We start from the raw sequence: 25916 nt of genomic DNA, 5'->3' as shown, positions 1-25916 counted from the left end.
AGACAATGGCTGTAATGGAACAAAGAAAAGATCATACATCGATAGAGGCGGCCCGCGCCCGTATCGTTGCAAAACAACGCATGGAAACAGCGGGAAAAGTTGGGCGCTATATCGCGGTGGCGGTAATTGTTATCGTTTCACTGGCCCCACTTTACTGGACATTTGTGACTTCCGTCAAAAATGGTATTGAGATTAATGCTTCACCTCCCACCATTTTTCCACAGCAGATTGATTTCAGCAATTATGCGCAGGTACTGACCAATTCAACCTTTTTCTTACCAACACTGCGCAATAGCGCGATTATTGCTGCGGTCACGACGGTGCTGGCGCTGCTATTTGGTATTCTCTGCGCCTATGCCCTGGGACGTATGAAATTCAAAGCCAAGCCGGTTGTACTGGGAACGGTGCTTTCCGTCCAGATGTTTCCATTTATCGCGCTGCTGGGACCTCTGTTCGTGCTGTTCACAGGACCAATCTATCTGTACAATACCTACTGGGCTCTGATTATTGCTGACCTGGTATTGAATATTCCACTGGTCGTCTGGTTCCTGACCTCGTTCTTCCGCGATTTACCACCTGATCTGGAGGAGGCTGCCCGCATCGATGGTGCCTCACGGCTCAGAGCGCTCTGGTATGTCATCATGCCATTGACGGCTCCTGGTATCTTCTCGTCAGCAATTCTCTCGTTTATCGCAGTCTGGAACGACTTCCTGTTCGGTCTAAACCTGACCGCCGATGAGAGCGCGCAACCAGTAACTGTGGGTATCACCCGCTTTAATTCCGAGCACGTCGTCGCTTATGGACAGTTGGCTGCCGCAGCCATCATTGTAACCATTCCATTGGTGATCATTGTCCTCTTCTTACAGCGCCGTATCGTCTCTGGCCTGACAGCTGGAGCGGTGAAAGGCTAATCATCAAACGTTTCGACGTCAGCGAGCAGCCGGCCTTAAATATCTAAGGCCGGCTGCTCGTTTTTTGTAGGCGAGGAATCGTCTGGTCAGTCCACTAGTGGTCTAGATATCTTGACATTTCTCGATGGATGTCTTATATTTCATGCATGATACTCATTTAATCCCGCCAAAAGAAAGTAGTCATCTTTATTTAGAGCAAGGCACATTTGCATCCTTGCTCCCACAACGTGCAGCTAGGGTAGACGGCAATGGCGCATGTTGATATAGCTGCACCTATGTGCTAAAAGGTAGCTTGAAGAGAAACCTTTTAGTAGTAGAGGAGAACTTACGATGAGTTCAGTCAGCACATCGTCGACAACGACAGGAGACCGGGTTCTTGGGGCTCTTCAAACTGTTGGTCGTTCTCTTATGCTTCCCATCGCAGTAATGCCGGCGGCGGCACTACTTCTGCGGCTGGGACAACCTGATATGCTTGGCATGATCCACTGGCATTTCATTAATTGGGAGATCCATCTGGATTGGATAGCCAAAGCAGGAGACGCTATTTTCAGCAATCTTCCCCTTATTTTTGCCATCGGTATTGCGATCGGCCTATCTGGCGGCGAAGGTACCGCTGCACTGGCCGCACTGGTCGGCTTTCTTGTCTTTGATGCCGTCTTCAAAAATATCATTCCCCAGATTAAAGCGGCGGATGGCACGTTCTCGCCAGATCCAAATATCACGATGGGAGTCCTTTCAGGCATTCTAATGGGTCTGGTCGCGGCCAGACTGTACAAAAGATATCATGATATCCGCTTGCCTGACTATCTGGGCTTCTTCGGTGGTCGCCGCTTCGTGCCCATTGTGACATCCTTCGCGGCCCTGATACTTGGACTTATCTTCGGCATAATCTGGCCTCCCATCGGACAGGTCATCAATGCGATCGGTAATGGGATAGTTTCTCTGGGTCCTGTTGGAGCGGGCATCTATGGCTTCTTGAATCGCCTGCTGATCCCTACCGGTCTCCATCATGTACTCAATTCATACTTTTGGTTTGAGCTCGGCAACTTTAAAGGTCCTGGTGGGGTAGTTGTCCATGGTGACTTGAACCGCTACTTCGCGGGTGATCCTTCGGCTGGAAACTACATGGCTGGCTTCTTCCCCATGATGATGTTTGGCCTGCCAGCCGCATGTCTGGCCATGATCCGTCATGCCAGGTTCCCAAAGGTAGCCGCAGGTATTCTGATCTCTGCCGCAGTAGCCTCGTTCCTGACCGGCATTACCGAACCAATCGAGTTCGCCTTCCTGTTTGTTGCACCAGTCCTCTTTGTGGTCCATGCCGTACTCACCGGGACCGCCCTGGCTGTCTGCTATCTACTCAATATCAAGATCGGCTTCGGCTTCTCGGCAGGCCTGTTTGATCTACTGCTGAATTTCAACAAATCCAATACCAGCAATCCCTGGCTGCTGATCCTGGTGGGCCTGGTCTATGCCGTCATTTACTATTTTGTCTTCAGTTTCTTCATCACCCGCTTCGATCTGGCCACACCAGGACGTGGTGAGGAATCCACAGGACTGGCCGCGGACTGGATTCTACCAGAGTCGCAACGTACACCTGCAGCTACCACACAAAAATCCATCGAGATTGATAGCACACCAGCAATCAATGAGGATAAAGATACGATCCTGGCTCGCGAAGTTTTACGTGCCCTGGGTGGTAAAGCCAATATTGAAAGCCTGGAAGGGTGTATTACGCGCCTGCGTATCTTCATCACCGAACCCGATAAAATCGACGAGCCGCGCTTGAAAGCCTTGGGATCCTCGGGCGTCATCAAGAAAGGCAAGATTGTCCAGGTGGTGATGGGAACACAGTCTGATCGCATTGCCAGTCGTATTAATCGCTTGCGAAAAGAAGAGACGATTGAAGCCTAAAAGGAAGTAGAAAGTTCGGAAATTATGACAAGGATAAACGTGGTGGCCCCCATTGATGGGACGGTCGTTGAACTTGAAAAAGTTCCTGACGACGTTTTTGCCCAGAAGATGGCCGGGGACGGCAGTGCGATCGATCCAACCGGATCCGTTGCGCTGTCTCCGGTGAGTGGTGAGCTCGTGAAATTGTTTCCTGGTGGGCATGCCTTTGCGCTCGTGGCTGGCGAGGTCGAGCTGATTGTGCATATTGGTCTGGATACCGTCGAGCTCAATGGCACTGGTTTCGAAAATATCGCCACCGAAGGACAAATGGTAGAAATCGGAACACCAATCGTGCGTTTCAATCGCGCCATTATCGAGGGAGAAGGTAAAAGTGTCCTCAGTCCGGTAGTCTCCTGTGGAAGCGGTACCATTGTCAGCCGGGCCAATGGATCGGTTAAAGCAGGCCGTGATATCCTCTTTGTCCTGGAAGTCTAACGCTACGCCTGTGAGTATAGTAAGATTATTATTACAATCGCATCATAAATCTTACTATACTCACAACCATAGCATCTATTAAAGGAAACTCGCCAGCATGCGCAACCCGGTAATTCCACCATCAGAGCAATCGCTAACCGCCCAGATCCTCCAGGACCCACTTCATCCTTTTGCTTGCTATCGCCAGTTGCGAGCACAATATCCGGTCTATTATTCCCATGAATTTCATAGCTGGTTTATTTCGCGCTACAACGATGTGCAGAATGTCATCAATGATCCTGTCATCTTCTCTTCCGAGCAATCGATCAGAAGCAGGCCCAAAGCCCGACAACAGCACGCTAATGCAGCCAGGACCCTGCTCTGGACCGATCCACCACGCCATCGACAACTACGTTCACTGATAAATCTGGCCTTTACACCACGCACCATCTCCAATCTGGCCCCACGCATCACAGAGATTGTACATACCCAACTTGACCACGTCGCCAGCCAGGGCCAGATAAATATCGTTACAGATCTGGCCAATCCCCTACCAATTATCGTGATCGCAGAACTACTCGGAGTGCCTATTCAGGATCAACAACAGTTCAAGCAGTGGTCCGATATCATTGTCAGTCCCGCACGTCAGGAAAAGAAGCAGGCGGTCATCGCCATGAACAGTTATTTCCAAACCATCGTCGATCAACGCCGCCAGCAAGCCAAGGACGATCTGATCAGTGCTCTGCTGAGTGCCCACATTGAAGGTACCTATCTCACAGAGGCAGAGATCCTGAGCTTCTGCCGTCTCCTCCTGGTTGCTGGCCATGAAACATCCACCAATTTGATCGGCAATGCCCTGCTCACCCTGGATGAACACCCACAGATCATGGAAGAATTGCAGGCCGATCTCACCCTTATCCCGGATACCATTGAAGAAGTCATCCGCTATCGCACCCCCATCCAACGCCTGCGCCGCGCCGCAACGGTCGATACACAGTTAGGTGGACAGGTGATTAAGGCTGGCGACATCGTATCGCCAATCCTGGGCTCAGCAAATCGAGATGAAGAGCGTTTTGGGCATCCAGAAGAGTTTGATATTCATCGTATCCCAAACCGGCATATTGGCTTTGGACACGGTATCCATTTCTGTATTGGCTCATCGCTGGCACGTCTGGAAACCAGGATCGCGCTGGAAGTATTGTTAACGCGCTTCAAAGCCTTGAGGAGAAAAACGGATAGTGAGCTTGAGCATGTGGCCAGTTCCTTTGTGTATGGCGTCAAAAGCCTGCCAATGACATGTGAGAACTGAGGTGAGACGTTTACGGCCTCACATTTGCAGGTGAGGCCGTAAGAGCTTACGGTGTAGGAGGTAGAGATGAAGCGGGACAGAGCTGAGCCAGGGTACATTGTTCGCAGTGTGGTTTACGCGCCACACAAACCGCTCGACCATGATAAATCATACGATGAGCCAGGCTGAGCCAGTGTTCACGCGGAACAAGGCGCATCAGTTCTCGTTCCACTTTAACCGGATCATCCTGCTGTGTCCAACCAAAGCGTTTGGCTAGCCGACCCACATGCGTATCAATAATAAAGCCATCTACAATCCCAAAAGCACTCCCAAGGATAACGTTCGCTGTCTTCCGTGCCACTCCCGGCACCTTTACCAGTTCCTCAATAGTCTGTGGTACTTCGCCCTGATGAACCAGCAGTAAATACTGGCAGGCAGCTTGAATCTGTCTGGCTTTCTTGCGATAAAAACCGGTAAGTTTTACATCTTCCTCTAGCTCTTCCACAGGAACCGCCACATAATCTTCCGCCACTCGATATTTTTGAAAGAGCTGTCTGGTTACAGAATTCACACGTTTATCGGTACATTGGGCCGCCAGTTGGGCCGCCACCAATAAATCCAAAGGTGTTGAGAAATTCAGATCATAGCGGGCAGTCGGATATAATTGCTCAAACTCATCAATGGTAAATTGAATAGGTAATGCGTCCACTGGTAGCGCAGCAGGAACTGTCTTCTGAGGCATCTCTTCCATTATGATCCTTTTTATACGAACTAAAGCCTTACAAGAAAAATCTGTTATCCATCTATTCTGATTCTCAATCACAGTTAAGGCAATAAAACAGGACAATTGTATAGCAAAAAGAGGGAAAGATGGTCTACAAAACATCTTTCCCTCTGCATTAATGGCGACTGGTTATTCTATGCCAGCGTCGTCCGCAATGCCACGCGTTAATTCCGCCCAGTCGCTCTCGCCACGGCCTTTAGCGATACCAGACAGAAGACGATCATGCAACTGGCTGGCAAAGGGCATTGGTGATTGAACCTGTTCAGAACTATCTAAGACCAGATTGACATCTTTTAAAGCGAGCCGCATAGGAAAACCAACAGGCTGAAAGTTTTTCTCAGCAATTTTCTTGCCATAATTCTTATAGATAGGACTACTAAAAATGGTCTGCGTCAGCATCTCAAAGATTTGGGTGCGATCAATACCACTCTTTTCAGCCAGCGCAAACACCTCGCCCATGGATTCCATGGCGGCGGCGATCAGGAAATTTCCGCTGATTTTGACGATATTGGCATGGGCTGGATCTTCGCCAAAATCAAAAATGCCCTGTCCAATGGCCTCAAGGATCGGACGAATCCGCTCTTTCGCGGCGGTATTTCCGGCTTCCACGATCCATAACTGCTGGGATTCTGCAGCTTCAGGCCGTCCAAAGACGGGTGCCGCGACATACGAGCAGCCCTCTTTTTCATGAAGCTCATGCATCTCACGGGCCAGATTGGGTGAAACGGTACTCATCGAGATATGGACACCGCCAGGGCCGAGATAATTTAACAGACCGTCATGGCCAAGCGTTACAGCTTTCAGCGCCTCATCGTTTGAGAGCATGGTAATCACTATTCCGCCGCGCTCCACAACCTCTGCCGGCCGTGCACCACTTCTGGCCCCCGCCTCCGTGATGGACTCAGCCTTACGCTGATCGCGATTATACACCTTCATATTATAACCGGCCTTCAGCACATTAATTGCCATCGGCTGACCCATATTACCAAGCCCAATAAAACCAATCGATTCACTCATAATTGATGTACTCCTTCCTTCTTATTTTTATCACGTTTAAAAAGGACCGCTTAGTTGTATTCATTGTATCAAGCTCATGTAATTGACAATCCCCTGCCGAAAATCTCCTCATTTTACACATAGTGCTATGATGAGAGCACGACAATAAAATTATAAATAAATGCAATGAGAGGAATAGGTATGCGTATACTCGTCACCGGTGGTGCCGGCTTTATTGGTAGCAACTTTGTCAGGCATCTGCTGGATCATTATCCTTCAGATGATATTCTTGTTTTTGATCTGTTGACGTATGCAGGTAATCTTGCTAATTTGCCATCATTACCGTCTACCGCTCGACTTTCGTTTATACATGGGGATATCTGTGATGAGCAAACGGTTGCACAAACAATGGCTGGCTGCGATGCGGTAGTACATTTTGCGGCGGAGACGCATGTTGATCGCTCCCTCTTAAATGCGCGGGATTTTATGGCTACCAATGTCCAGGGTACCTATATATTGCTGGAGGCGGCCCGTAAGCACCATATCCAGCGCTTCCTCTATATTTCCACCGATGAAGTCTATGGCAACGCCTGCTCGCCAACAGGAACCAGTCGTCCATCCCAGGAAACCGATACCCTACGGCCACTCTCACCTTACGCCGCCAGTAAAGCAGGCGCGGATACCCTGGCCTTCTCCTACTGGGCCAGTTACGGCTTGCCAGTCATCATTACACGCAGCAGCAACAATTATGGTCCTTATCAATATCCCGAAAAGCAGTTGCCCTTATTCATCCTCAATGCCCTTGAAGATCGCCCTCTGCCCATTTATGGAGATGGACAACACTCACGCGATTGGATCCATGTCTATGATCATGTAGCAGCGCTAAGCTTATTATTGCATCAATCAGAGAGCAATATGGATGGTGAGATCTTTAATGTTGGCGCGCATCAGGAACGCACAACGCTAGAGAATGCGACATTGGTTTTGAAGAGCCTGGAAAAGTCTCCGGAGCAGATCAGCTTTGTACAGGATCGACTGGGACATGTCAGACGGCACGCGGTCGATACCACAAAGATCTCTCAACAAGTGGGCTGGCAAGCTAAGATCTCTTTTGAAGAAGGTATCAAGCAAACAATTGAATGGTATCAGACACATCCAGAATGGATAGAAGGTATCCAACAAAAACAGAACGACTTCTTAGATACCGCTTTGCATCTAGGAGAGATGCGTTCTACCAGGTAATATATACTCGGTAGAGATGTTTGCTCCCATTTTTCAACTATATATGTATATCCCCATATCCATTGTGCCACTACAATACAATATGAGTGTTAGGCATATTGTATTGTAGTGGCATTATTTTTCATGCTTGTTCAAAAGTCAGGACCAGTGTATGAATGACAGATGGTATATATCATCCGGCCTCCAAAGCAAGCTTATGTGTGTCTCAATCCTATTACTGGCAGTTACTGCGCTGATTAGTAGTGTCATTCTCTTTTATCTACTTCAACCATCACATCAACCAGGCATAATCGACCAGGATCGACCTTATGGTATCACGATCCATAATCGCTTTCGTAAGCAGACCATCCAATACATGAAGTACCTTAACATCAACTGGATACGTTATCAGCAAAAATGGAGCGAGCTCGAACCCCAACAAGGCCATTATAACTGGAGTCGGCTAGATGCGGCGGTTGCGCTGGCGAATGCTCAAAAGATTCATATCACTTTTCCGCTTCAGGCGGCCCCTGATTGGGCATTACGTCAAACCTGTGCACATCGAAAACTCTTTCCCGGACCAGACGAGATGGCAAGCTATGGACAGTCCGTTGCTCAACGCTATAACGGCAAGAATGGACACGGCTACATTGAAAGCTATGAAGTGGGCAATGAAGAATTCGATAGTTTATGGACAGGGAACTGGCAAGAATCCATTAGCTGTCGTCAACCATCTTTCTATGGGCCACTTCTTAAGGCGACCTCCAAAGCAATCAAGAAAGCCTCACCCCGTGCTCTGGTCGGAATGGCTGCGATCTGGTGGGTGAATACTGCGCATGTAACCGCATATATGCACTGGCTCTATCAAAATGATTATGGTTCTTCATTTGATTATGCCAATTTTCACTACTATGTCTGTAATGGTGATCCTACACAAACAAAAGGTGACCGACCATCTCTTGATTTGGAGTGGAAGATTATGCATAAAATTATGCAAGAATACGGTGATGAACATAAGCCGATCTGGCTCACCGATGTGGGATGGACGACCAGTGGCGTCAACCATGATCCTCATTGTGTGGTCACACCGAAGACTCAAGTGCTCTACATGCTAGAAGCGACCCAGATGGCCATGAATTCACATGTGATTAATCATATCTTCTGGGACACGGTCGATCAGGATAATGATGGTATGAGTCTAACTCAACCACAAGGCAAGTTACCTGCTTATAATGCGCTCCATGATTTTGTCCAGAAACATCCATGCTGGTCAACCTGAAACCTCGCGCCCATGCGCCGGCTTTATATATGCTATGGGTGCTGAAATTATTATGCGGCCATGGTCCGCAATGAGAGATATAATTATTGTGCCTGAAGATAGTCCAGCAATAGTTGCGCAAAAGGCGTGATGCCCTTGTAGTCGAGTACTTCAGAGGGCGTACTGCCTAGCACGTTGGTCATGAGTCGCGTATAAACTTTGTTATGGACCAGCTCCGCAACGGATTGTTGATAGGTATGCACAGTGAAGAGAATCGCTCCAGTATGAGGTAGTCGAGAAAGGGTTTGTCGTTCGACACGTAGGAAACACTTTTCACCAATATTTTCTCGCGTCAAAGCCCGATAGGATTGCAGGATCTCTTGAGTGGCACGTGGGGTAATATCAAGTCTATCAATAGTTCGGAAAGCCCAGTTGAGACGCCAGACTGCACGGCCAATCTTTAAGCGCTCTAACAATAATTGTGAGGAGCGCCCAATGTGTTCCGCAAATAGAGGAACGGGAGTATGAATATGCAGAAAAGATTGTCCTAGCTTCTCCTCCAAACACCATGAATTTGGAAAACAAAGTTGTCCCGCCACCAGAGGAATACGACTATCAGAGCGACCATCCAGCAGTAACAGATCCTCTTGAATCTGCCGACCCAACCAATCCAACGGAGGCAACGGTAGACTGGAACTTATACCAGGCTGGAAGATAGTATGCTCCTGCAATAAAGAATTTCGCCAGGACCAATGCTCAGCCTGGCACGATAGTGAAAAGTGTTGAGGATAGCAGGCTGCCAGATGAGGTAAAAGATAGAGCAGGACATCCCATTGTAGCGGCTCCGTATGTGGCAAAGCCTGAAAATAGTACGCTGCATCTGCATTCAGAAGCTTCTGCTTCAATGCGATCTCTGTATAATATCGATCTAAATCAATCTCTACGACATGACCCTTGCCAAGAGCCTGTACCCCCATTGTCATCGCAAAATGCTCATCCTCAAAAGGAAAATACTGAAACAAAGAATTTCTCCCCTTGTATATGATGCAACTATCTATCACTCAACATACAAAGTACGTCACTCAATAAGCAAACACTCACCCAATAATTATTTCGCTGAGCATTTGGTACCTATTCAGTCTTCGAATTTTAAAAACGGGCGTTCTATTTTCCTCAATGCGCCTGAGAAGCGGGGGTGCAAGGGGCAGCCAGCCCTTTGCCGGGGTTCGAGGGGTGTCCCCTCGTTTCTCTTCTTCCCCCGCGCGCCGCCTGCGGCGGCGCGCAAAAGGAAAAAAAGGGAGTTTCGGGGCACACCCCCGCCCCCGGCAGGGCGCTCCGCCTCTGCACCCCGGTTTTAGATTTTTGTTCCAAACATTCGGGGTACTCATGATTTTTTTTGCTCTGTGGGGCGGAGTAAGGATATTTGTGCTCGAAGGGGTCTTGGATAGCTACAAGATTTTGAGGCTTCAATACAATATATAAAAAGGGACTGAAATAATATAAAACTTATATGCTGTGCTATGATTGCTACACAAATTTGCGTCATATCTGATTCAGATAACTATAGAATGCTAAAGTACTCAAATATAACATCCAACCATTCTTCATATTGCCACGCAAAGCATAAGACAAAGTTGCAAATAGCACAGCCGGGTCCCATCCATCAGAAAACAGGAGGCTTTTCAGGTGCTTGATGTAATTATTGTTGGTGCCGGCCCCGCTGGCCTGAGTGCAGCGCTTGTACTTGGCCGCAGCCGCCGTTATACATTAGTGTGTGACAGCGGACAACCGCGCAATGCCAGCTCCCGAGCCGTTCATAACTTTTTGACACGTGATGGTATTTCCCCTAAAGAATTCAGACAGATTGGCCGAGAACAATTACAGCCATACGCTAATGTCGAGCTACGGGCAACAACCGTCACAGAAATAAAACGGGAAGGGAATTTCTTTGCCGTCAAACTTTCTGACAATACCATACAAACAACCCGCGCGCTCCTGCTCGCAACCGGGATGACCGATACCCTTCCTCCCATCGAAGGGTTTACAAAATTCTTTGGTGCAGGCGTCTTTTTTTGTCCTTACTGCGATGGCTGGGAGGTACGCGATCAGCCACTGGTCGTTTTTGGTCAGGGGGCAGCCGGAGAAGCACTGGCATTACAACTCCTACAATGGAGCCGCGACATCGTACTATGCACCAGTGGTCCAAGCCAGCTAGATGCCAGAGAACTGGCTTTTCTTGCCCATAATGAAATAAGAGTGCGTGAAGATCCAATCGCCCGCGTAGAAGGCTTTGATCAACAATTAGAGCGCATTGTTTTTGCCGACGGATCCATACTACCTTGCCGTGCGCTTTTCCTGCAATCAAGACCTCAACGTCGCCTGGAGCTACTGGAACAACTTGGTATCGGCTTACCAGAAAGATATCAACAACCCATCGCCCCAGGAGTTTATATGGCGGGAGACGTCTATCAGACGCGCTGGGTAAGTGGTGCCGTAGCCGATGGAGTTGAGATTGGCATCCTCATCAATAAAGAGCTACAAAAAGAAGATTTGACCCGCAGCTATCGTGTCTTCAAAGAAGAATAAATACGTAGCAGCAACGAAACGACAAATGAGTGGGCATGATAGAGAGTCTGGTTTCTGGTTGCACGTCGGACTCTCTATCATGCATACAATAGGGCCTCACTGGATACCAGAAGCAAAATCAAGACCAAATAAAAGCTTGACAAAGATCAATAGATCTTTTATAGTTGTAATGGTTATTTACACATTGATATACACGATATTCAAAAAGGAGGTTTTCTATGAAAAAGTTAGCACACAAACTACCTTTAAATTCAAGCAGAAGCCTCTCTGAGAGAATCGTGTCCACCCTGATCTCTTCCATTAACCGTGTACACGCAGATCTTCAGACCATAGGGGCAGTGTGCCCTCTCTCGGTCGGATATGCATGCAGCATGGTTTCTTCTACCAGCTAAGGAATCAAAAGCATTCTCCGACCGTGGGCGCCAGCAGCATGTGAACCCACGGCTTTTTCTTGCCCGCTAACTTCCATGGGTTGCAGTTTCTGGCTTCCCCATTGTCTCACGATGTTTTTGCGGAGCACGTCCTTGAATTTTTACACCAGAAACGAGGAAAGCACCTATGTCGATTATCGCAGATATTGCCGCCGCCGATTATACGCGCAAGCTTGAAGGCGGCTTAATCGCCCGCTGGTCAACAGCAGCGGATACCGAAAATATTGCAGAACTGGTTAGTCTGGTCTTTCGTGAAAAAGAGGAAGATGAACCCAACAAGCATATCGCAAATATCGCGAGAATCCTTATGAGCGGCACAACGCCAGTTATGGGACCCGGCGATTACGCGCTTGTTGAGGATCCGCATAAAGAAGGTAATCCAATCGTAGCCGGTGTCTGCCTGCAAAGAATGGAATGGTTTTATGAGGGTATTCCATTTTTGATGAGCCGTCCTGAAATCGTGGCTGCTGATCCCGCCTATCGCAATCGCGGACTCATTCGTACCTTGTTTGAGTTTGTCCACGCACGCGGGGCAGCCGAAGGTCGGCTGGTAGATGCAATTACAGGCATCTACTACTTCTATCGACAATTTGGGTATGAATATGCGCTATCGTTAGAGGGCATGCGTGGTATCTATCTGCCAGCCATTCCTAAAGCCAAGGAGGGAGAGGCAGAAGCATATACCCTGCGCGAAGCCACACTGGAGGATGTGCCCAGACTGCACGAAATTTATACCCAACACATCGGGACAGGATATGCCATCACCACCAACATCGATGAAAACTATCTGCGCTGGGAATTGGAAGCATGGAAGGACCATCCTGAGCGTACTAAATTCAGTACAACCCAGCTCATTGTGAAGGCTGATGGCAGTATACAAGGCTGGTTTTATGCACGAGCCAGGCGTAGGACCAGCAGCTTAAATGTATGGGCGCTCTATCTAGCTTCACATGTGAACCTGCAAGCAATCATGCCACCATTGCTGCGTGCATTGCAAAATTATGGGCAGCAGATACCAACAGAAAAGCCAGATGCTGGAGCCTTCAGTGAAATCAAATTTTACCTGGGCGAGAGCCATCCTTTTTACGAGGTCATCGACAAGCTAGCAACGATCAAAGAGCCGTCCTATGCCTGGTATGTGCGGGTAGCCGACCTGCCCAAATTTATCCAGCATATCGCACCGGCGCTAGAAAAGCGCTTACTTGGCTCACTGGTAGAAGGATATAGCGGCGAACTCAAGCTGGACTTTTATCGTAGCGGCTTGCGTATGGTCTTTGAGCAGGGACGCCTCACCACAGTGGAAAACTGGCGCTCAACGGTGCTTAACAACACAGCAGATGGTGGCTTTCCACCCCTCGTCTTTCTAAAAGCACTCTTCGGCTATCGGACGCTCAATGAACTGCGTCAGGCCTATCCCGATGCATGGGTCAACAACGAAGTACTGTTCAACACGCTGTTTCCAGCCAAACCATCTCTCGCGATTCCATTGTAATGTAATATAAATTCTAGTTGTAGCTACACAGATAATCTTCTTGGAAGAAGGCTATATCTCAACCTCAGCAACTGAATTCAAGATCCAGGTGGGACGATAGGGAAAGCGTTCCACCTGTTCCCTTTTAGTGACCCCTGAAAGCACCAGGATTGTACGCAGACCGCTCTCGGTACCCGCCACAATATCGGTATCCATACGATCACCGATCATTGCGGACTCTTCAGAATGGGCATTGAGTTTGCGCAAGGCCATACGCATCATCAAGGGATTGGGCTTACCAACAAAATAAGGCTTCACACCTGTCGCGGAACTCACCAGCGCCGCCACTGCTCCTGTCGCCGGAACAAAGCCGCCTTCTCCAGGTCCCATCACATCAGGATTGGTCGCAATGAAGCGTGCACCATTACTGACCAGGCGCGCGGCCAACGATAGGCGCTCAAAACTATATGTCGTGGTCTCACCAAGGACCACATATTCCGGCTCTTGACTGGTCAAAATATAGCCCACATCATGTAAAGCAGTCGTCAAACCCGATTCGCCAATCACAAAAGCGCTACCGCCTGGACGTTGGGAGTGCAAGAATTGGACGGTTGCCAGAGCAGAAGTAAAGATAGAATCGGCAGAGACTGTTAATCCCATATAAGCCAGACGCACCTGTAGGTCACGTGGAGTATAAAGTGAATTATTTGTAAAAATCAAGAAAGGGATACCTTTATCCTGTAATTTATGTACAAAGTCCGCAGCTCCAGGAATAAGTGTCGAGCCCCATAACAGGACACCATCCATGTCAATTAAGTAGTTTTTGACTCCGTCCAATTGCATGCTCCCATTCTGTGTATATTATTAGCCTTACACCAATAGTAAACATCAAATAGTGTAGCCTACCCATCATTCTGCTGTCAATGTAAACAAAAATCCAACCAGGGCTTTTTCATTTTCAGCCGGGAGTAACTGTCAGGCAAATCATATACAGAGTATTTCTGGTGTGGTGTGTGTTCTGTGGGCGGCCGCGGCCGCCCACAGAACACACACCACACCAGACTCCGGCGCCGTAGGCGCCAGGAAGAGGAAAATTAAAAAGCCCTGAAATCCAACGGCAGTCCTAAAGATTTGACGTAAACTACCAGGATCGTTACATTACAGCAACACCTAAAGATTGTGTATTCTGTGTCATCTGGCTACATATATAAACACGCATAACACAAACAAAGTGGGAGAATTTCATTCATGGATATAGCAACCTACGCCAAAGAGGTTCAGAGAACCTGTGACATAAAAGATCAGAGAGAACGACTGATTTTAAGCGCCCTGGGTATCGCGGGTGAAGGAGGAGAAATTGTCGATCTCCTTAAAAAATCTCTCTATCATTCTCATGACCTTGATACCAGCGATCTCTGTAAAGAGCTAGGCGATCTCCTCTGGTATATGACCCTGCTCAGTGAAAGTGTGGGCTTAACGCTTGAAGATATAATGCAGGCCAACGTCACTAAACTACGTCAACGCTATCCCGACGGCTTTGATCCTCAGCGCAGCAAGAATCGTGAAGAATAACATATAATGATATCTATGTTATTGACGCGATGATGCTATGGTGCAAATCAAACAAAGGGAGTTGATGTATGCTTGATAAAGTTGAAGATCTGTTGGGCAAGTTGACATTAGAGGAGAAGGTCTCGCTTCTGGCTGGCGCTTCAATGTGGGAAACAGTACCAATTGAGCGGCTGGGCATTCCAGCGTTGAAAGTCTCAGATGGTCCGAATGGTGCGCGCGGTGAGGGCAATATCATGGTGGGAACGACCGCTGACGGCGAAGCCAATGCAGGCGTGACATCTGCGTGCTTTCCAGCGGGAATCTCACTGGCGGCCACCTGGAATCCAGAGCTGATTGAACGCATAGGCCAGGCACTGGGACAGGAGGCAAAATCCAAGGGGGCGCAGGTGTTACTGGCGCCAACGGTCAATATCCATCGCTCTCCACTCAATGGTCGTAACTTTGAGTGCTATTCTGAGGATCCTTATTTATCGGCCAGGATGGCGGTCTCCTATATTACTGGTGTGCAGAGTGAGGGCATCGGCGCTACGGTCAAACATTTTGTCTGTAATGATTCTGAATTTGAGCGCAACAGTATCAGCTCGGAAGTCGATGAGCGCACGCTGCATGAGATTTATCTCCCTCCCTTCAAAGCCGCCATCCAGGAAGCTGGTAGCTGGCTCATCATGTCCTCATATAACAAGATAAATGGCATCTACGCTGACGAAAATCCCTATACGCTGACAGAGGTACTGAAAAAGAGCTGGGGCTTTGATGGTGTGGTCATGTCGGACTGGTTTGGTACACAGAGTACAGCGGCCGCAGCCAACGCAGGGCTTGATCTGGAGATGCCGGGACCAGCTATGTGGCGTGGGGAAAAACTGCTTGCGGCAGTTCAAACGGGTGAAGTTGCTGAGGCTACCATTGATGACAGTGTGCGTCGCTTACTGCGCCTGTTTATCAAGGTAGGTTTGTTTGAAATCACTGAAAAGAAAGCCGAACAAGCAATCGATCTGCCAGAACATCGCGCGGTAATTCGTCAAGCGGGAGCCGAAGGTTGTGTCTTACTCAAAAATGAACAGAACATCCTGCCATTGGATCCTGAAAAAAGCCAGTCCATCGCGATCATTGGTCCTAACGCAAAGGTTGCCAGTATGATGGGCGGTGGGAGCGCCTTTGTTAATGCCCACTATGCGGTCACCCCGTATGACGCCATCGTGAAGCGCGTCGGTGCTCATGGGACATTGAACGACGAAACCGGCTTTAGCAACCATAATCTCTTACCACTCCTCAACAACGATGTCTACAGCAACAACGATCAGAACACCACTGCAGGCTTTATTATCGAATACTTCCGTAATAACAATTTCACGGACAAATTAGACGAGACCGACATTAGTACAAGCTCCGAGAAGGTCTGGTTTGGTCCTATCGCTGAGACAATTGATCCACGCAGTTTTTCAGCCCGCTTCACAGCTCATATCATACCCAAAGAGACTGGTTCGCATACCTTTGGACTGGCCAGTTCGGGTGTGAGCAAACTCTCCATCGACGATAAAGAATTAATCGATAACTGGGATAAGCAGGTCAAGGGTCAGACGTATTTTGGTATGGGAAGTACAGAAGCAACTGGCACAATTGATTTAACCGCTGGAAAAAAGTATCAACTGACGATCGATTATGCCAAAGTGGATCCAAACGTCCCGATATCAGCTGTTCGCCTGGGTTATCAGCCACCGGTATCCAGTACTGCACTGCACCATGCCATCGAGTTAGCCCGCCAATCGGATGTGGCCCTGATCTTTGCTGGCCTGAATGGTGAATGGGAAAGCGAGGGCTTTGATCGGCCGAATATGGATCTGCTACCTGAACAGGTTGAGTTGATCGAAAAGGTCGCGCAGGTCAATCCTAAAACAATTGTGGTCTTAAATACGGGTTCGCCAATCACCATGCCGTGGCTGGATAAGGTCGCGGGCGTGCTGCAATGCTGGTTTCCTGGACAGGAATGTGGCAATGCGATGACAGACGTCATCTTTGGCGATGTGACACCTTCGGGGAAACTGCCTCAAACGTTTCCTAAACGGCTTGAGGATAATCCAGCCTATATTAATTATCCTGGCGAAAATGGACGTGTCCATTACGGCGAAGGATTGTTTGTCGGCTATCGCTATTACGACAAAAAGAAAGTTGAGCCCTTGTTTCCATTCGGCTTTGGACTCTCCTATACCACTTTCAGCTATGGCTCTGAGCTAGAACTCAGCACGCCAACGTTACAACCCGATAACCACTTGCAGGTACGTATTCATGTCACAAATACCGGGGAACGTACTGGCAAAGAGGTCGTCCAGCTCTATGTGCGCGACATCAAATCCAGTCTCCACCGTCCAGAAAAAGAGCTTAAAGCCTTCGCCAAGGTCCAACTTGAGCCAGGCGAAACCAAACCAGTGACCTTTACCCTTGGACGCGATGCCCTGGCTTATTACGATGACCTGACTCACCAATGGATTGCCGAGGCCGGCGATTTTGAAATATTGGTCGGTTCCTCAGCTCAAGATATCCATGCTCGCGCCACCTTTACACTCACAGAGACAAGCCACTTCAGCGATGGTCAAGAATCTAAACAGGCCAATACAGCAACCCGTTAATTGACATCCCATATAAGTTCCTGATTACCAACTTTTGAAGAGGAAAATGGGGTGGCGATCATAATCGCCACCTCATTTTCCTCTTCAAAAACAAGCAAGTACTGCAAACTCAAGGTGTCTGCAATGAAAAATCACTTCACCTTTAAATAATTAGTAACCACCGAGATCTGATCTGCATGCAACACTTTAGCAGTATCAAGTTGACCACTGGCCTGAACGATTGCGCCTGGCTGAAGATCCTTATCATGTCCCATCGTAACGTTCTGACTGGATTTCCAGGTGACCGTAATGGTATGTTGAGTGCGTACATAGGAACCATCATTAGAGCGCTCCAACACATAGCCTGTAAGAGAATGGTTCGTGGAAGTAGAAATAATCTCACACATAACATTTGTCGAGCTTCCAGATGAGGCTGAAGCTAATTGTATATTGGTCGTAGGCAAAGATCCTTGTAATGTCAGGCTATGATTTGTATATAACAGATAGCCAATTGCCGCGGCTAGCAAAAGAATTAAGATTATTGGCAAGACACGACCAGGAGGACCTGATCGGCCTTTCTTCGCTTCTGGCATAATTATTGCTCCTCTTAAGAAATGGTAGTGCCAATAGCATCTCTCTATGCATAAAAGTTGGATATTACTTTGGCCACCAACGATTCCCTAAATATTTGCTCGCACCTTCAAAACAGCTTGACCATATCGATGAATATAGCATATGCCTATAATTGATGCAATGAAATATCCATAGAGTGGATAATCTTTCTTGGTCACAAAGATATTGACAATGTATATGTTACAGAGTAGAGTGATATGTAAGCGGTCACACATTTTCTAGTGGAGGTGCATTTGGCAAATATTTATGATGTCGCACGCCTGGCTGGTGTATCGACCGGTACAGTTTCTCGCTACTTAAGCGGAAATGGTTATGTTGGTGAGATCAGCAGGGGACGCATCCAAAAAGCCATCACAGAGCTCAATTTCAGTCCTAGTAGGATTGCGCGCGGCCTGACCAAGAAGCACACGCAGATGATCGGCCTGGTCGTCTCGGATCTGCTGAATCCTTTCATCCCAGAACTGGTACGTGGTGCCCAGGATTGTGCCGATGAGGCGGGGCACTGTACGTTAATCTATAACACTGACGGCAAGGGAGCGCGCGAGGTGCGTGCGCTTAACTTATTATATGAACGTCGGGTTGATGGCTTGATTATTACAGCTCCAGAAACAGTCGAAGGCAATCAGTGTATCCTTGATCTGCATAAACGCGGCTTGCCAATTGTCCTGATCGGGCGCAAACTGGCAACGGAGGATATCGATTACGTCACGACAGATACCTATAGTGGAGCCATTGAGGCGGTTATGCACCTGGCACAGTTGGGACATAGAAGGATCGCTTTTATTGAAGGTGATGCAGCCCATGATGTAGCTTCAGACCAGCAACGCGGATACCTGGATGGGTTAAAGCAGGCTGAATTGACCTACCAAGAACACCTGCTAGTTGCAACCACGTTGACCCGTGAAGGAGGCGCCGCAGCAATGATACAGCTACTTCACCTCCCTACTCCACCCACAAGTGTCTTCGCGGTCAACGATATTGTAGCGGTTGGAGCCATGCAAGAGGCACTTCGACTAGGATATCGTGTTCCAGAACAACTCTCCATCGTTGGTTTTGATGATATTACACTGGCAGCCAATACGCTGCCTGCTATGACAACGGTACGCCAACCAAAATCCCTGCTCGGTAGAACCGCGGTAGAGCTCTTATTGGACCGCATCGATCAATACGAAGATGGCACAGGACGGGAGCTCCAGCTTCCATGCGCATTGATTGTACGTGAGTCAACAATGCATCCGTTGATCTAATACCAGCCTATAATGATTCACCAATAAAAATAAAAACGTCATTTTCTTAGGAGTTGTGTAAGCGCTTACACAACTCCTAAGAAAATGACGTTTTGGATCTTAAATCAGAAAGTATCCAAGGAAGTTCAAACCTGCTTCTATGTATCGACCTGACCTGATCTACACTTGAGATCTGAACAGGATGTATACTCTTACATGATGGCTTTTTTGCAGCATAGCGTAGAGAGTAAGAGACCATATAGAAAATAGGAGGAAGATATGGATACGTTATTCCCTCTGAATACAAATCCCGATGAACATGCTTCACGTCTGGCCTGGAGGGCAATGGAGCCCTATCACGCGATGGTCTATTTTGCTCCTGAAACCAAAGCTGTTTATACGGCCGCTGGTTTAAAAGGTTATTGGATGGGATATTTTGCGTCACGGGCCGCTGCGCTTGGACCAGTTCCAGCTTCAGTGGTATGCGCGACTTTTTATAATTTCCATCCAAACATGGTCGCACGTGCTATCCCAGACGCCTGGCATTTCTCAACTCCCGAGCGCGTCTTAACAGCACGATTAGAGATAGCAGATCTTGCACTTCGGCGGCTACTCGGAGATTTGATTACATCCGAGGATCTGGCAGAGGCAGCCGAAATTGCTCGTATAGCAACCCAGGCATGTTCGGTTGCGGGCCGACCGCTATTCGCGGCCCACCTGGCCCTCCCCTGGCCAGAGCAACCACACTTAGCCCTCTGGCATGCGGCTACACTCCTACGGGAGTATCGGGGCGATGGACATATCGCCACGTTACTGGCCGAAAATATAGATGGCTGTGAGGCACATATCACGTTAGTGGGCACAGGCAGGATACCACGAGAAAATCTGCAACTAAATCGAGGTTGGAGCGATGAAGAGTGGAATGCGGCCAGTGATCGCCTGATACAACGCGGTTGGCTAGACGCATCAGGAACGCTCACAGCAGCAGGAAAAGAGGTCCGGCAATTCATAGAACAACGCACAGACAACCTAGCCCTTCCCCCCTGGCAAGCTCTTGGCATTGAAAAATTTGAACGCCTGCTCTCTTCAATGAACAAGTTCAGAAACACAATTCTCGCTCAAAAAGGCATTCCAGCATCCAGCCCTCTGGGAGATCTAAAATAACAACGCTACGACCTAAAGCTGACCAGAATTCAGGCTGAATCCTGGTCAGCTTTTGATCGCAATGATTTTTTTTGCTATAATAACAAACCACCTTGATCACAATGCAAGTTTAGAGGGCGTACATGGGGAGTAGGGGTTGACAAAACACAAACAGGATGGTATTATTCCATTTGTTAAGAACACCTGCATGTGCAGGTGAGCTGGTGACTTTAGCGAAGAGGGTACACCCGTTCCCATCCCGAACACGGTAGTTAAGCTCTTCCTCCCCGATGATACTACGTGGGCAACTGCGTGGGAAAATAGGAAGTCGCCGTCTCACCCGCCCACACAGGTGTTTTTTATATTGCAAAATTGGTCAAATGCTAGAAGAGAGTGAAATTCGTTATTTCTCGAAATTTAACTAAAAAGAGAGGTTGACAGTATGTTATGATACTGTCAACCTCTCTTTTTAGAGTGGAGACAAGGAGATTCGAACTCCTGACCTTCGCCGTGCAAAGGCGACGCTCTACCAACTAAGCTATGTCCCCGTAAGACAACCGAAATACGGTATATCCTCAATTTTGCCGAGTCACTGGTCAGCCATGATTGAAGCTGAGAAGCACTCACGCGAGGTCCACGATGAAGATACTATGTGAAACAAGCCGTACGATCATTAGGGCGACTTCGCTGCGCCTGTTACCAGGTGTCCACGTGTCGTCTATCTACCAGGTCGTCTTCCTGGGATCTTGACTTTCCGAAGAAAGTGGGAAAACTCGTCTTGGGTGCGGCTTCGCGCTTAGATGCTTTCAGCGCTTATCCCTTCTCGACATAGCTATCCAGCTCTGGCCCGGGCGGGCCAACTGGCGCACCAGCGGTCGAGCCATCTCGGTCCTCTCGTACTGGAGATGACGCCCCTCAATTTTCCTACGCCCACGACGGATAGAGACCGAACTGTCTCGCGACGTTCTGAACCCAGCTCGCGTGCCGCTTTCATGGGCGAACAGCCCAACCCTTGGGACCTACTCCAGCCCCAGGATGCGACGAGCCGACATCGAGGTGCCAAACCTTGCCGTCGATGTGAACTCTTGGGCAAGATAAGCCTGTTATCCCCGGGGTAGCTTTTATCCGTTGAGCCACACTCCTTCCACTCGGGAATGTGGGATCACTAAGCCCGACTTTCGTCCCTGCTCGACCTGTCCGTCTTGCAGTCAAGCTCCCTTCTGCCTTTGCACTCTTACGGGTGATGTCCATCCACCCTGAGGGAACCTTTGGGCGCCTCCGTTACTCTTTGGGAGGCGACCGCCCCAGTCAAACTACCCGCCTGATCTTGTCTACGTCCCGGCTCACGGTGACGTATGAGAAACAAACCGCAACGAGAGTGGTATTTCACTGTTGTCTCCCCCTCCCCCAAAGGGAAGGGTTCTCCGACTCCCACCTATGCTACGCACGCTTCAACTCGTTTCCAGGTCAAGGTGTAGTAAAGCTCCACGGGGTCTTTTTGTCCTGTCGTGGGTAACCCGTATCTTCACGGGTACTTCAATTTCGCCGAGTCCTCTGTCGAGACAGCGCTCAACTCGTTACTCCTTTCGTGCGGGTCGGAACTTACCCGACAAGGAATTTCGCTACCTTAGGACCGTTATAGTTACGGCCGCCGTTCACCGGGGCTTAGATTCGCAGCTACGTGCACCGCTCCTCGTAACCTTCCGGCACTGGGCAGGAGTCAGCCCCTATACTTCCGCTTTCGCGTTCGCAGAGACCTGTGTTTTTGGTAAACAGTCGGTTGAGCCAATTTCTTGCAACCCCCTCACGCTCCTGCAAGCAGGCTCGCTACTAGGGCACCCCTTCTTCCGAAGGTACGGGGTCAATTTGCCGAGTTCCTTAACAGAGGGTCGCTCGATCACCTGGGGAGATTTCCCCCTGCCTACCAGTGTCGGTTTGCGGTACGGGCGGAGAAGATTCTGGCGAGAGGCTTTTCTCGGCGGCGTAGGGGCCAATGACTTCCGCAGACTTGCGTCCGCTCGCTGCACGTGTCATGCACAGGAAACCGGGATTTTCCTCGGTTTCGCACTTCGCCGTACAGACCCATCCTGTCCAATCGATGGGCTCACCTTCCTTACCGCGTCCCCCCATTGCTCATCACAAATTTCTCCGGTGCAGGAATGTCCAACCTGCTTGCCATCGCCTACGACTATAACGTCCTCGGCTTAGGACCCGACTCACCCTGGGACGATTGACGGTGCCCAGGAACCCTCAGGCATTCGGTGTGTCTGGTTATCACAGACATGACGCTACTCATTCCGGCATTCTCACTTCTGATCGCTCCACCAGTCCTCACGGTCTGGCTTCTCTGCTCCAGAACGCTCCCCTACCAATCTCGTAAACGAGATTCCATGGCTTCGGTACCTCTCTTAAGCCTCGATACGTTGTCGGTGCCACGACACTCGACCAGTGAGCTATTACGCACTCTTTAAATGGTGGCTGCTTCTAAGCCAACATCCTGGCTGTTTGGGCGTTGTGACCCCCTTTGACACTGAGAAAGGATTTGGAGACCTTAGCCGATGGTCTGGGCTGTTTCCCTTTTGACGACGAAGCTTAGCCCCCGCCGTCTCACTTGCATGCATGCTGTCCTGGCATTCGGAGTTTGGTTGAGTTTGGTAACCAGCACTTGGCCCCTAGCTCATTCAGTGCTCTACCTCCAGGATAGTGTTTCATACAGCTGTACCTCAATACATTTCGGGGAGAACCAGCTATCTCCGTGTTCGATTGGAATTTCTCCCCTATCCACAAGTCATCCCCCAGTTTTGCAACACTGGTGGGTTCGAGCCTCGACGGACTGTCACATCCGCTTCACTCTGCTCATGGATAGCTCACACGGTTTCGGGTCGCATCGCCGCAACATATGCCTTGTTCAGACTCGGTTGCCCTGGGGCTCCCCAGCTTTAACGCTGGTTAACCACGCTACGACGATGCACTCGCCGGATCATTCTACAAAAGGCACGCCATCAGCCCTTAGTTCCGCAACGGAACAGTGGCCTCTGACTGCTGGTGAGTACGTGGTTTCAGGGTCTGTTTCATCCCCCTCTCGGGGTGCTTTTCACCTTTCCCTCACGGTACTTGTTCGCTATCGGTCGCTAAAGATGTGTAGCCTTGGAGGGTGGTCCCCCCAGCTTCCCACAAGGTTTCACGTGCCTCGTGGTACTCAGGATACCGATCCACGTTAACAAACCGTCCTCTACGGGACTCTCACCCGCTCTGGTCGCGCTTTCCAACGCGTTCAAGTAGTTCGTCATTGCTTGTTATCGGTCCTACAACCCCGACCATCTCGAAAGATGATTGGTTTGGGCTCCTCCCGGTTCGCTCGCCACTACTACGGGAATCTCGGTTGATTTCTTTTCGTCGAGTTACTGAGATGTTTCAGTTCACCCGCTGCCCCCCGTCACTGCCTATGTGTTCAGCAGGCGGTCTCCAGACATCACTCTGGAGGAGTTGCCTCATTCGGAATCTTGGGGTTCATGGCTTGTATGCAGCTCCCCCCAAACGTTTCGCCGGTCTCCGCGTCCTTCTTCGGTCTTTAGCGCCAAGGCATCCACCTCGTACTCTGTGTAGCTTGTTCTCTTCTCTTCATCATGTTTGATCTGTGAATGCTTGTTTACCGTTCCCTCTCTTGCGAGAAAGAACAGCGATCCTCTGCTTCAACTCTGGCTGACCTATCATGGCTCAGCAAAATTGAAGATATACGGTATTTGGTTGTCAAGGTGCGATGCTGGCAGGTACAACGCCGTAGCGTGGCCCTGTTGACCCCAACATCTGGAGAGTGGAAACCAGCCCAACTGCTGGATGAATACTTTCGTCGTCCTGTTCGACCTGGAAGTGTGACATCTTGCTGGCCATGATAGTCATGACCGATGCCAAAGCTCCCTAGAAAGGAGGTGATCCAGCCGCACCTTCCGGTACGGCTACCTTGTTACGACTTCACCCCAATCACTGACCCCACCCTCGACGCTTGCCTCTCTTGCGAGTTAGCCCAGCGGCTTCAAGTGTTGCCAACTTTCGTGGTGTGACGGGCGGTGTGTACAAGACCCGGGAACGTATTCACCGTAGTGTGCTGACCTACGGTTACTAGCAACTCCAACTTCATGGAGGCGGGTTGCAGCCTCCAATCTGAACTGAGGCCAGGTTTGACGAGATTGGCTCCCTCTCGCGAGTTCGCGACTCTTTGTCCTGACCATTGTAGCGTGTGTGTCGCCCAAAGCGTAAGGGCCGTGCTGACTTGACGTCATCCCCGCCTTCCTCCATTTTAAAATGGCAGTTTCGCTAGAGAAATTCAACTAACGACAGGGGTTGCGCTCGTTGCGGGACTTAACCCAACATCTCACGACACGAGCTGACGACAGCCATGCAGCACCTGTGGATCCGCCCCTAAGGGACAACCAATTACGGCTGGTGCAAATCCATGTCAAGCCTTGGTAAGGTTCTTCGCGTTGCATCGAATTAAACCACACGCTCCGCTGCTTGTGCGGGTCCCCGTCAATTCCTTTGAGTTTTAATCTTGCGACCGTACTCCCCAGGCGGACCACTTACTGTGTTAACTGCGACACTGAAGGGGTCGATACCCCCAACGTCTAGTGGTCATCGTTTACGGCTAGGACTACCAGGGTATCTAATCCTGTTCGCTCCCCTAGCTTTCGCACCTGAGCGTCAGGTACTTCCCAGGACACTGCCTTCGCCATCGGTGTTCCTCCGGATATCTACGCATTTCACCACTCCACCCGGAATTCCGTGTCCCTCTGAAGCCCTCAAGTCAGACAGTATCCGAAGTACTTCGTCGGTTGAGCCGACGACTGTCACCCCAGACTGATCTGACCGCCTGCGTGCGCTTTACGCCCAATAAATCCGGACAACGCTTGCCCCCTACGTATTACCGCGGCTGCTGGCACGTAGTTAGCCGGGGCTGATTCCTCTGGTACCGTCCGTTCTCGTCCCAGAGAAAAGCAGTTTACGATCCGAAAACCTTCATCCTGCACGCGGCGTTGCTCGTTCAGGGTTGCCCCCATTGACGAAAATTCCTCACTGCTGCCCCCCGTAGGAGTCTGGGCCGTTCTCAATCCCAGTGTGGCTGATCGTCCTCTCAGACCAGCTATCGATCGCAGTCTTGGTAAGCCATTACCTCACCAACAAACTAATCGAGCGCAGGCTCATCCTCAGGCGCCCTTGCGAGCTTTGCTCTTCCTCGCGAAAGAGCCTATGCGGTATTGTCGGCGATTTCTCGCCGGTATTCCTCACCTGATGGTAGATTGCCCACGTGTTACTCACCCGTCCGCCACTCCCTGCTTGCGCAGAGCGTTCGACTTGCATGTGTTAGGCACGCCGCCAGCGTTTATCCTGAGCCAGGATCAAACTCGCCATCCAATTTTATGATTCATTCCGAC

The 25916-nt window shown here is 49.5% G+C and carries 18 protein-coding genes, 1 tRNA gene and 3 rRNA genes; 13 read left to right on the top strand and 9 right to left on the bottom strand.

Annotated elements, in window-relative coordinates; all coding sequences use genetic code 11:
• Positions 1 to 5 precede the first annotated feature (5 nt).
• The 4 genes from EL633_RS31010 to EL633_RS30995 all read left to right on the top strand — a co-directional run bounded on the left by EL633_RS31010 (position 6) and on the right by EL633_RS30995 (position 4584).
• On the top strand, positions 6 to 911 hold the full coding sequence (locus tag EL633_RS31010; RefSeq protein ID WP_218027617.1) for a carbohydrate ABC transporter permease: 906 nt from the start codon (positions 6 to 8) through the stop codon (positions 909 to 911).
• A 330-nt stretch (positions 912 to 1241) separates the two neighbouring features.
• Positions 1242 to 2822, top strand: a complete 1581-nt coding sequence (locus EL633_RS31005; protein ID WP_126631087.1) for a PTS transporter subunit EIIC — start codon at positions 1242 to 1244, stop codon at positions 2820 to 2822.
• Between the two features lie 24 nt (positions 2823 to 2846).
• Entirely contained in the window at positions 2847 to 3296 is a 450-nt protein-coding gene (locus EL633_RS31000; RefSeq protein WP_126631086.1) for a PTS sugar transporter subunit IIA, read from the top strand.
• Positions 3297 to 3393: 97 nt separating this feature from the next.
• Entirely contained in the window at positions 3394 to 4584 is a 1191-nt protein-coding gene (locus tag EL633_RS30995; RefSeq protein ID WP_126631085.1) for a cytochrome P450, read from the top strand.
• A gap of 46 nt (positions 4585 to 4630) precedes the next feature.
• Here EL633_RS30995 and nth read toward each other — a convergent pair whose 3' ends face one another.
• Together nth and EL633_RS30985 are read right to left on the bottom strand one after the other, a co-directional pair.
• Positions 4631 to 5305, bottom strand: a complete 675-nt coding sequence (gene nth / locus EL633_RS30990; protein ID WP_126631084.1) for an endonuclease III — start codon at positions 5303 to 5305, stop codon at positions 4631 to 4633.
• Between the two features lie 171 nt (positions 5306 to 5476).
• Positions 5477 to 6364, bottom strand: a complete 888-nt coding sequence (locus EL633_RS30985) for an NAD(P)-dependent oxidoreductase (protein ID WP_126631083.1) — start codon at positions 6362 to 6364, stop codon at positions 5477 to 5479.
• Positions 6365 to 6544: 180 nt separating this feature from the next.
• On the opposite strand from EL633_RS30985, the gene rfbB reads away from it, so the two are divergent.
• Together rfbB and EL633_RS30975 are read left to right on the top strand one after the other, a co-directional pair.
• Positions 6545 to 7585, top strand: a complete 1041-nt coding sequence (rfbB, locus tag EL633_RS30980; protein ID WP_126631082.1) for a dTDP-glucose 4,6-dehydratase — start codon at positions 6545 to 6547, stop codon at positions 7583 to 7585.
• 196 nt (positions 7586 to 7781) lie between these two features.
• On the top strand, positions 7782 to 8843 hold the full coding sequence (locus EL633_RS30975; protein WP_161982582.1) for a beta-galactosidase: 1062 nt from the start codon (positions 7782 to 7784) through the stop codon (positions 8841 to 8843).
• Between the two features lie 83 nt (positions 8844 to 8926).
• Here the strand turns inward: EL633_RS30975 and EL633_RS30970 are convergent, their stop codons facing one another.
• On the bottom strand, positions 8927 to 9844 hold the full coding sequence (locus tag EL633_RS30970; protein ID WP_126631080.1) for a heme-dependent oxidative N-demethylase family protein: 918 nt from the start codon (positions 9842 to 9844) through the stop codon (positions 8927 to 8929).
• A gap of 664 nt (positions 9845 to 10508) precedes the next feature.
• On the opposite strand from EL633_RS30970, the gene EL633_RS30965 reads away from it, so the two are divergent.
• Positions 10509 to 11408: an NAD(P)/FAD-dependent oxidoreductase gene (locus EL633_RS30965; RefSeq protein ID WP_161982581.1), complete on the top strand. Its 900-nt coding sequence runs from the start codon at positions 10509 to 10511 to the stop codon at positions 11406 to 11408.
• Between the two features lie 558 nt (positions 11409 to 11966).
• Complete coding sequence (locus EL633_RS30960; RefSeq protein WP_126631078.1) at positions 11967 to 13331, top strand: GNAT family N-acetyltransferase; 1365 nt, start codon at positions 11967 to 11969, stop codon at positions 13329 to 13331.
• A 51-nt stretch (positions 13332 to 13382) separates the two neighbouring features.
• On the opposite strand, the gene EL633_RS30955 is transcribed toward EL633_RS30960, so the two are convergent.
• The gene (locus tag EL633_RS30955; RefSeq protein ID WP_126631077.1) at positions 13383 to 14153 is read right to left on the bottom strand and encodes an HAD-IIA family hydrolase; all 771 of its coding nucleotides are present in this window, start codon (positions 14151 to 14153) and stop codon (positions 13383 to 13385) included.
• A gap of 405 nt (positions 14154 to 14558) precedes the next feature.
• Between EL633_RS30955 and EL633_RS30950 the strand changes: the two genes are divergently transcribed.
• The gene (locus tag EL633_RS30950; RefSeq protein ID WP_126631076.1) at positions 14559 to 14882 is read left to right on the top strand and encodes a nucleoside triphosphate pyrophosphohydrolase family protein; all 324 of its coding nucleotides are present in this window, start codon (positions 14559 to 14561) and stop codon (positions 14880 to 14882) included.
• Between the two features lie 68 nt (positions 14883 to 14950).
• On the top strand, positions 14951 to 17506 hold the full coding sequence (locus EL633_RS30945) for a glycoside hydrolase family 3 C-terminal domain-containing protein (RefSeq protein WP_126631075.1): 2556 nt from the start codon (positions 14951 to 14953) through the stop codon (positions 17504 to 17506).
• Between the two features lie 131 nt (positions 17507 to 17637).
• Here EL633_RS30945 and EL633_RS30940 read toward each other — a convergent pair whose 3' ends face one another.
• Positions 17638 to 18078: a hypothetical protein gene (locus EL633_RS30940; protein ID WP_126631074.1), complete on the bottom strand. Its 441-nt coding sequence runs from the start codon at positions 18076 to 18078 to the stop codon at positions 17638 to 17640.
• A gap of 273 nt (positions 18079 to 18351) precedes the next feature.
• Between EL633_RS30940 and EL633_RS30935 the strand changes: the two genes are divergently transcribed.
• The 3 genes from EL633_RS30935 (at position 18352) to rrf (ending at position 20824) form a co-directional block, all read left to right on the top strand.
• Complete coding sequence (locus EL633_RS30935) at positions 18352 to 19365, top strand: LacI family DNA-binding transcriptional regulator (RefSeq protein ID WP_161982580.1); 1014 nt, start codon at positions 18352 to 18354, stop codon at positions 19363 to 19365.
• Positions 19366 to 19623: 258 nt separating this feature from the next.
• Positions 19624 to 20508, top strand: a complete 885-nt coding sequence (locus tag EL633_RS30930; RefSeq protein ID WP_126631072.1) for an SCO6745 family protein — start codon at positions 19624 to 19626, stop codon at positions 20506 to 20508.
• Positions 20509 to 20707: 199 nt separating this feature from the next.
• Positions 20708 to 20824: ribosomal RNA gene (rrf, locus tag EL633_RS30925) — 5S ribosomal RNA — on the top strand.
• A gap of 138 nt (positions 20825 to 20962) precedes the next feature.
• On the opposite strand, the gene EL633_RS30920 is transcribed toward rrf, so the two are convergent.
• The 4 genes from EL633_RS30920 to EL633_RS30910 all read right to left on the bottom strand — a co-directional run bounded on the left by EL633_RS30920 (position 20963) and on the right by EL633_RS30910 (position 25896).
• Positions 20963 to 21035, bottom strand: a tRNA-Ala gene (locus EL633_RS30920).
• A gap of 105 nt (positions 21036 to 21140) precedes the next feature.
• A 23S ribosomal RNA gene (locus EL633_RS30915) occupies positions 21141 to 24100 on the bottom strand.
• 137 nt (positions 24101 to 24237) lie between these two features.
• A complete protein-coding gene (locus tag EL633_RS36805; protein WP_161982578.1) occupies positions 24238 to 24387 on the bottom strand; it encodes a hypothetical protein in 150 nt (49 codons plus the stop codon).
• A 22-nt stretch (positions 24388 to 24409) separates the two neighbouring features.
• Positions 24410 to 25896 (bottom strand): 16S ribosomal RNA (locus EL633_RS30910).
• Between the last annotated feature and the right edge of the window lie 20 nt (positions 25897 to 25916).

This window comes from Dictyobacter alpinus (genome assembly GCF_003967575.1).
GTDB lineage: Bacteria > Chloroflexota > Ktedonobacteria > Ktedonobacterales > Ktedonobacteraceae > Dictyobacter > Dictyobacter alpinus.
The sequence above is the reverse complement of the archived record's forward strand: the minus strand, read 5'-3'. Positions and strand labels throughout refer to the sequence as shown.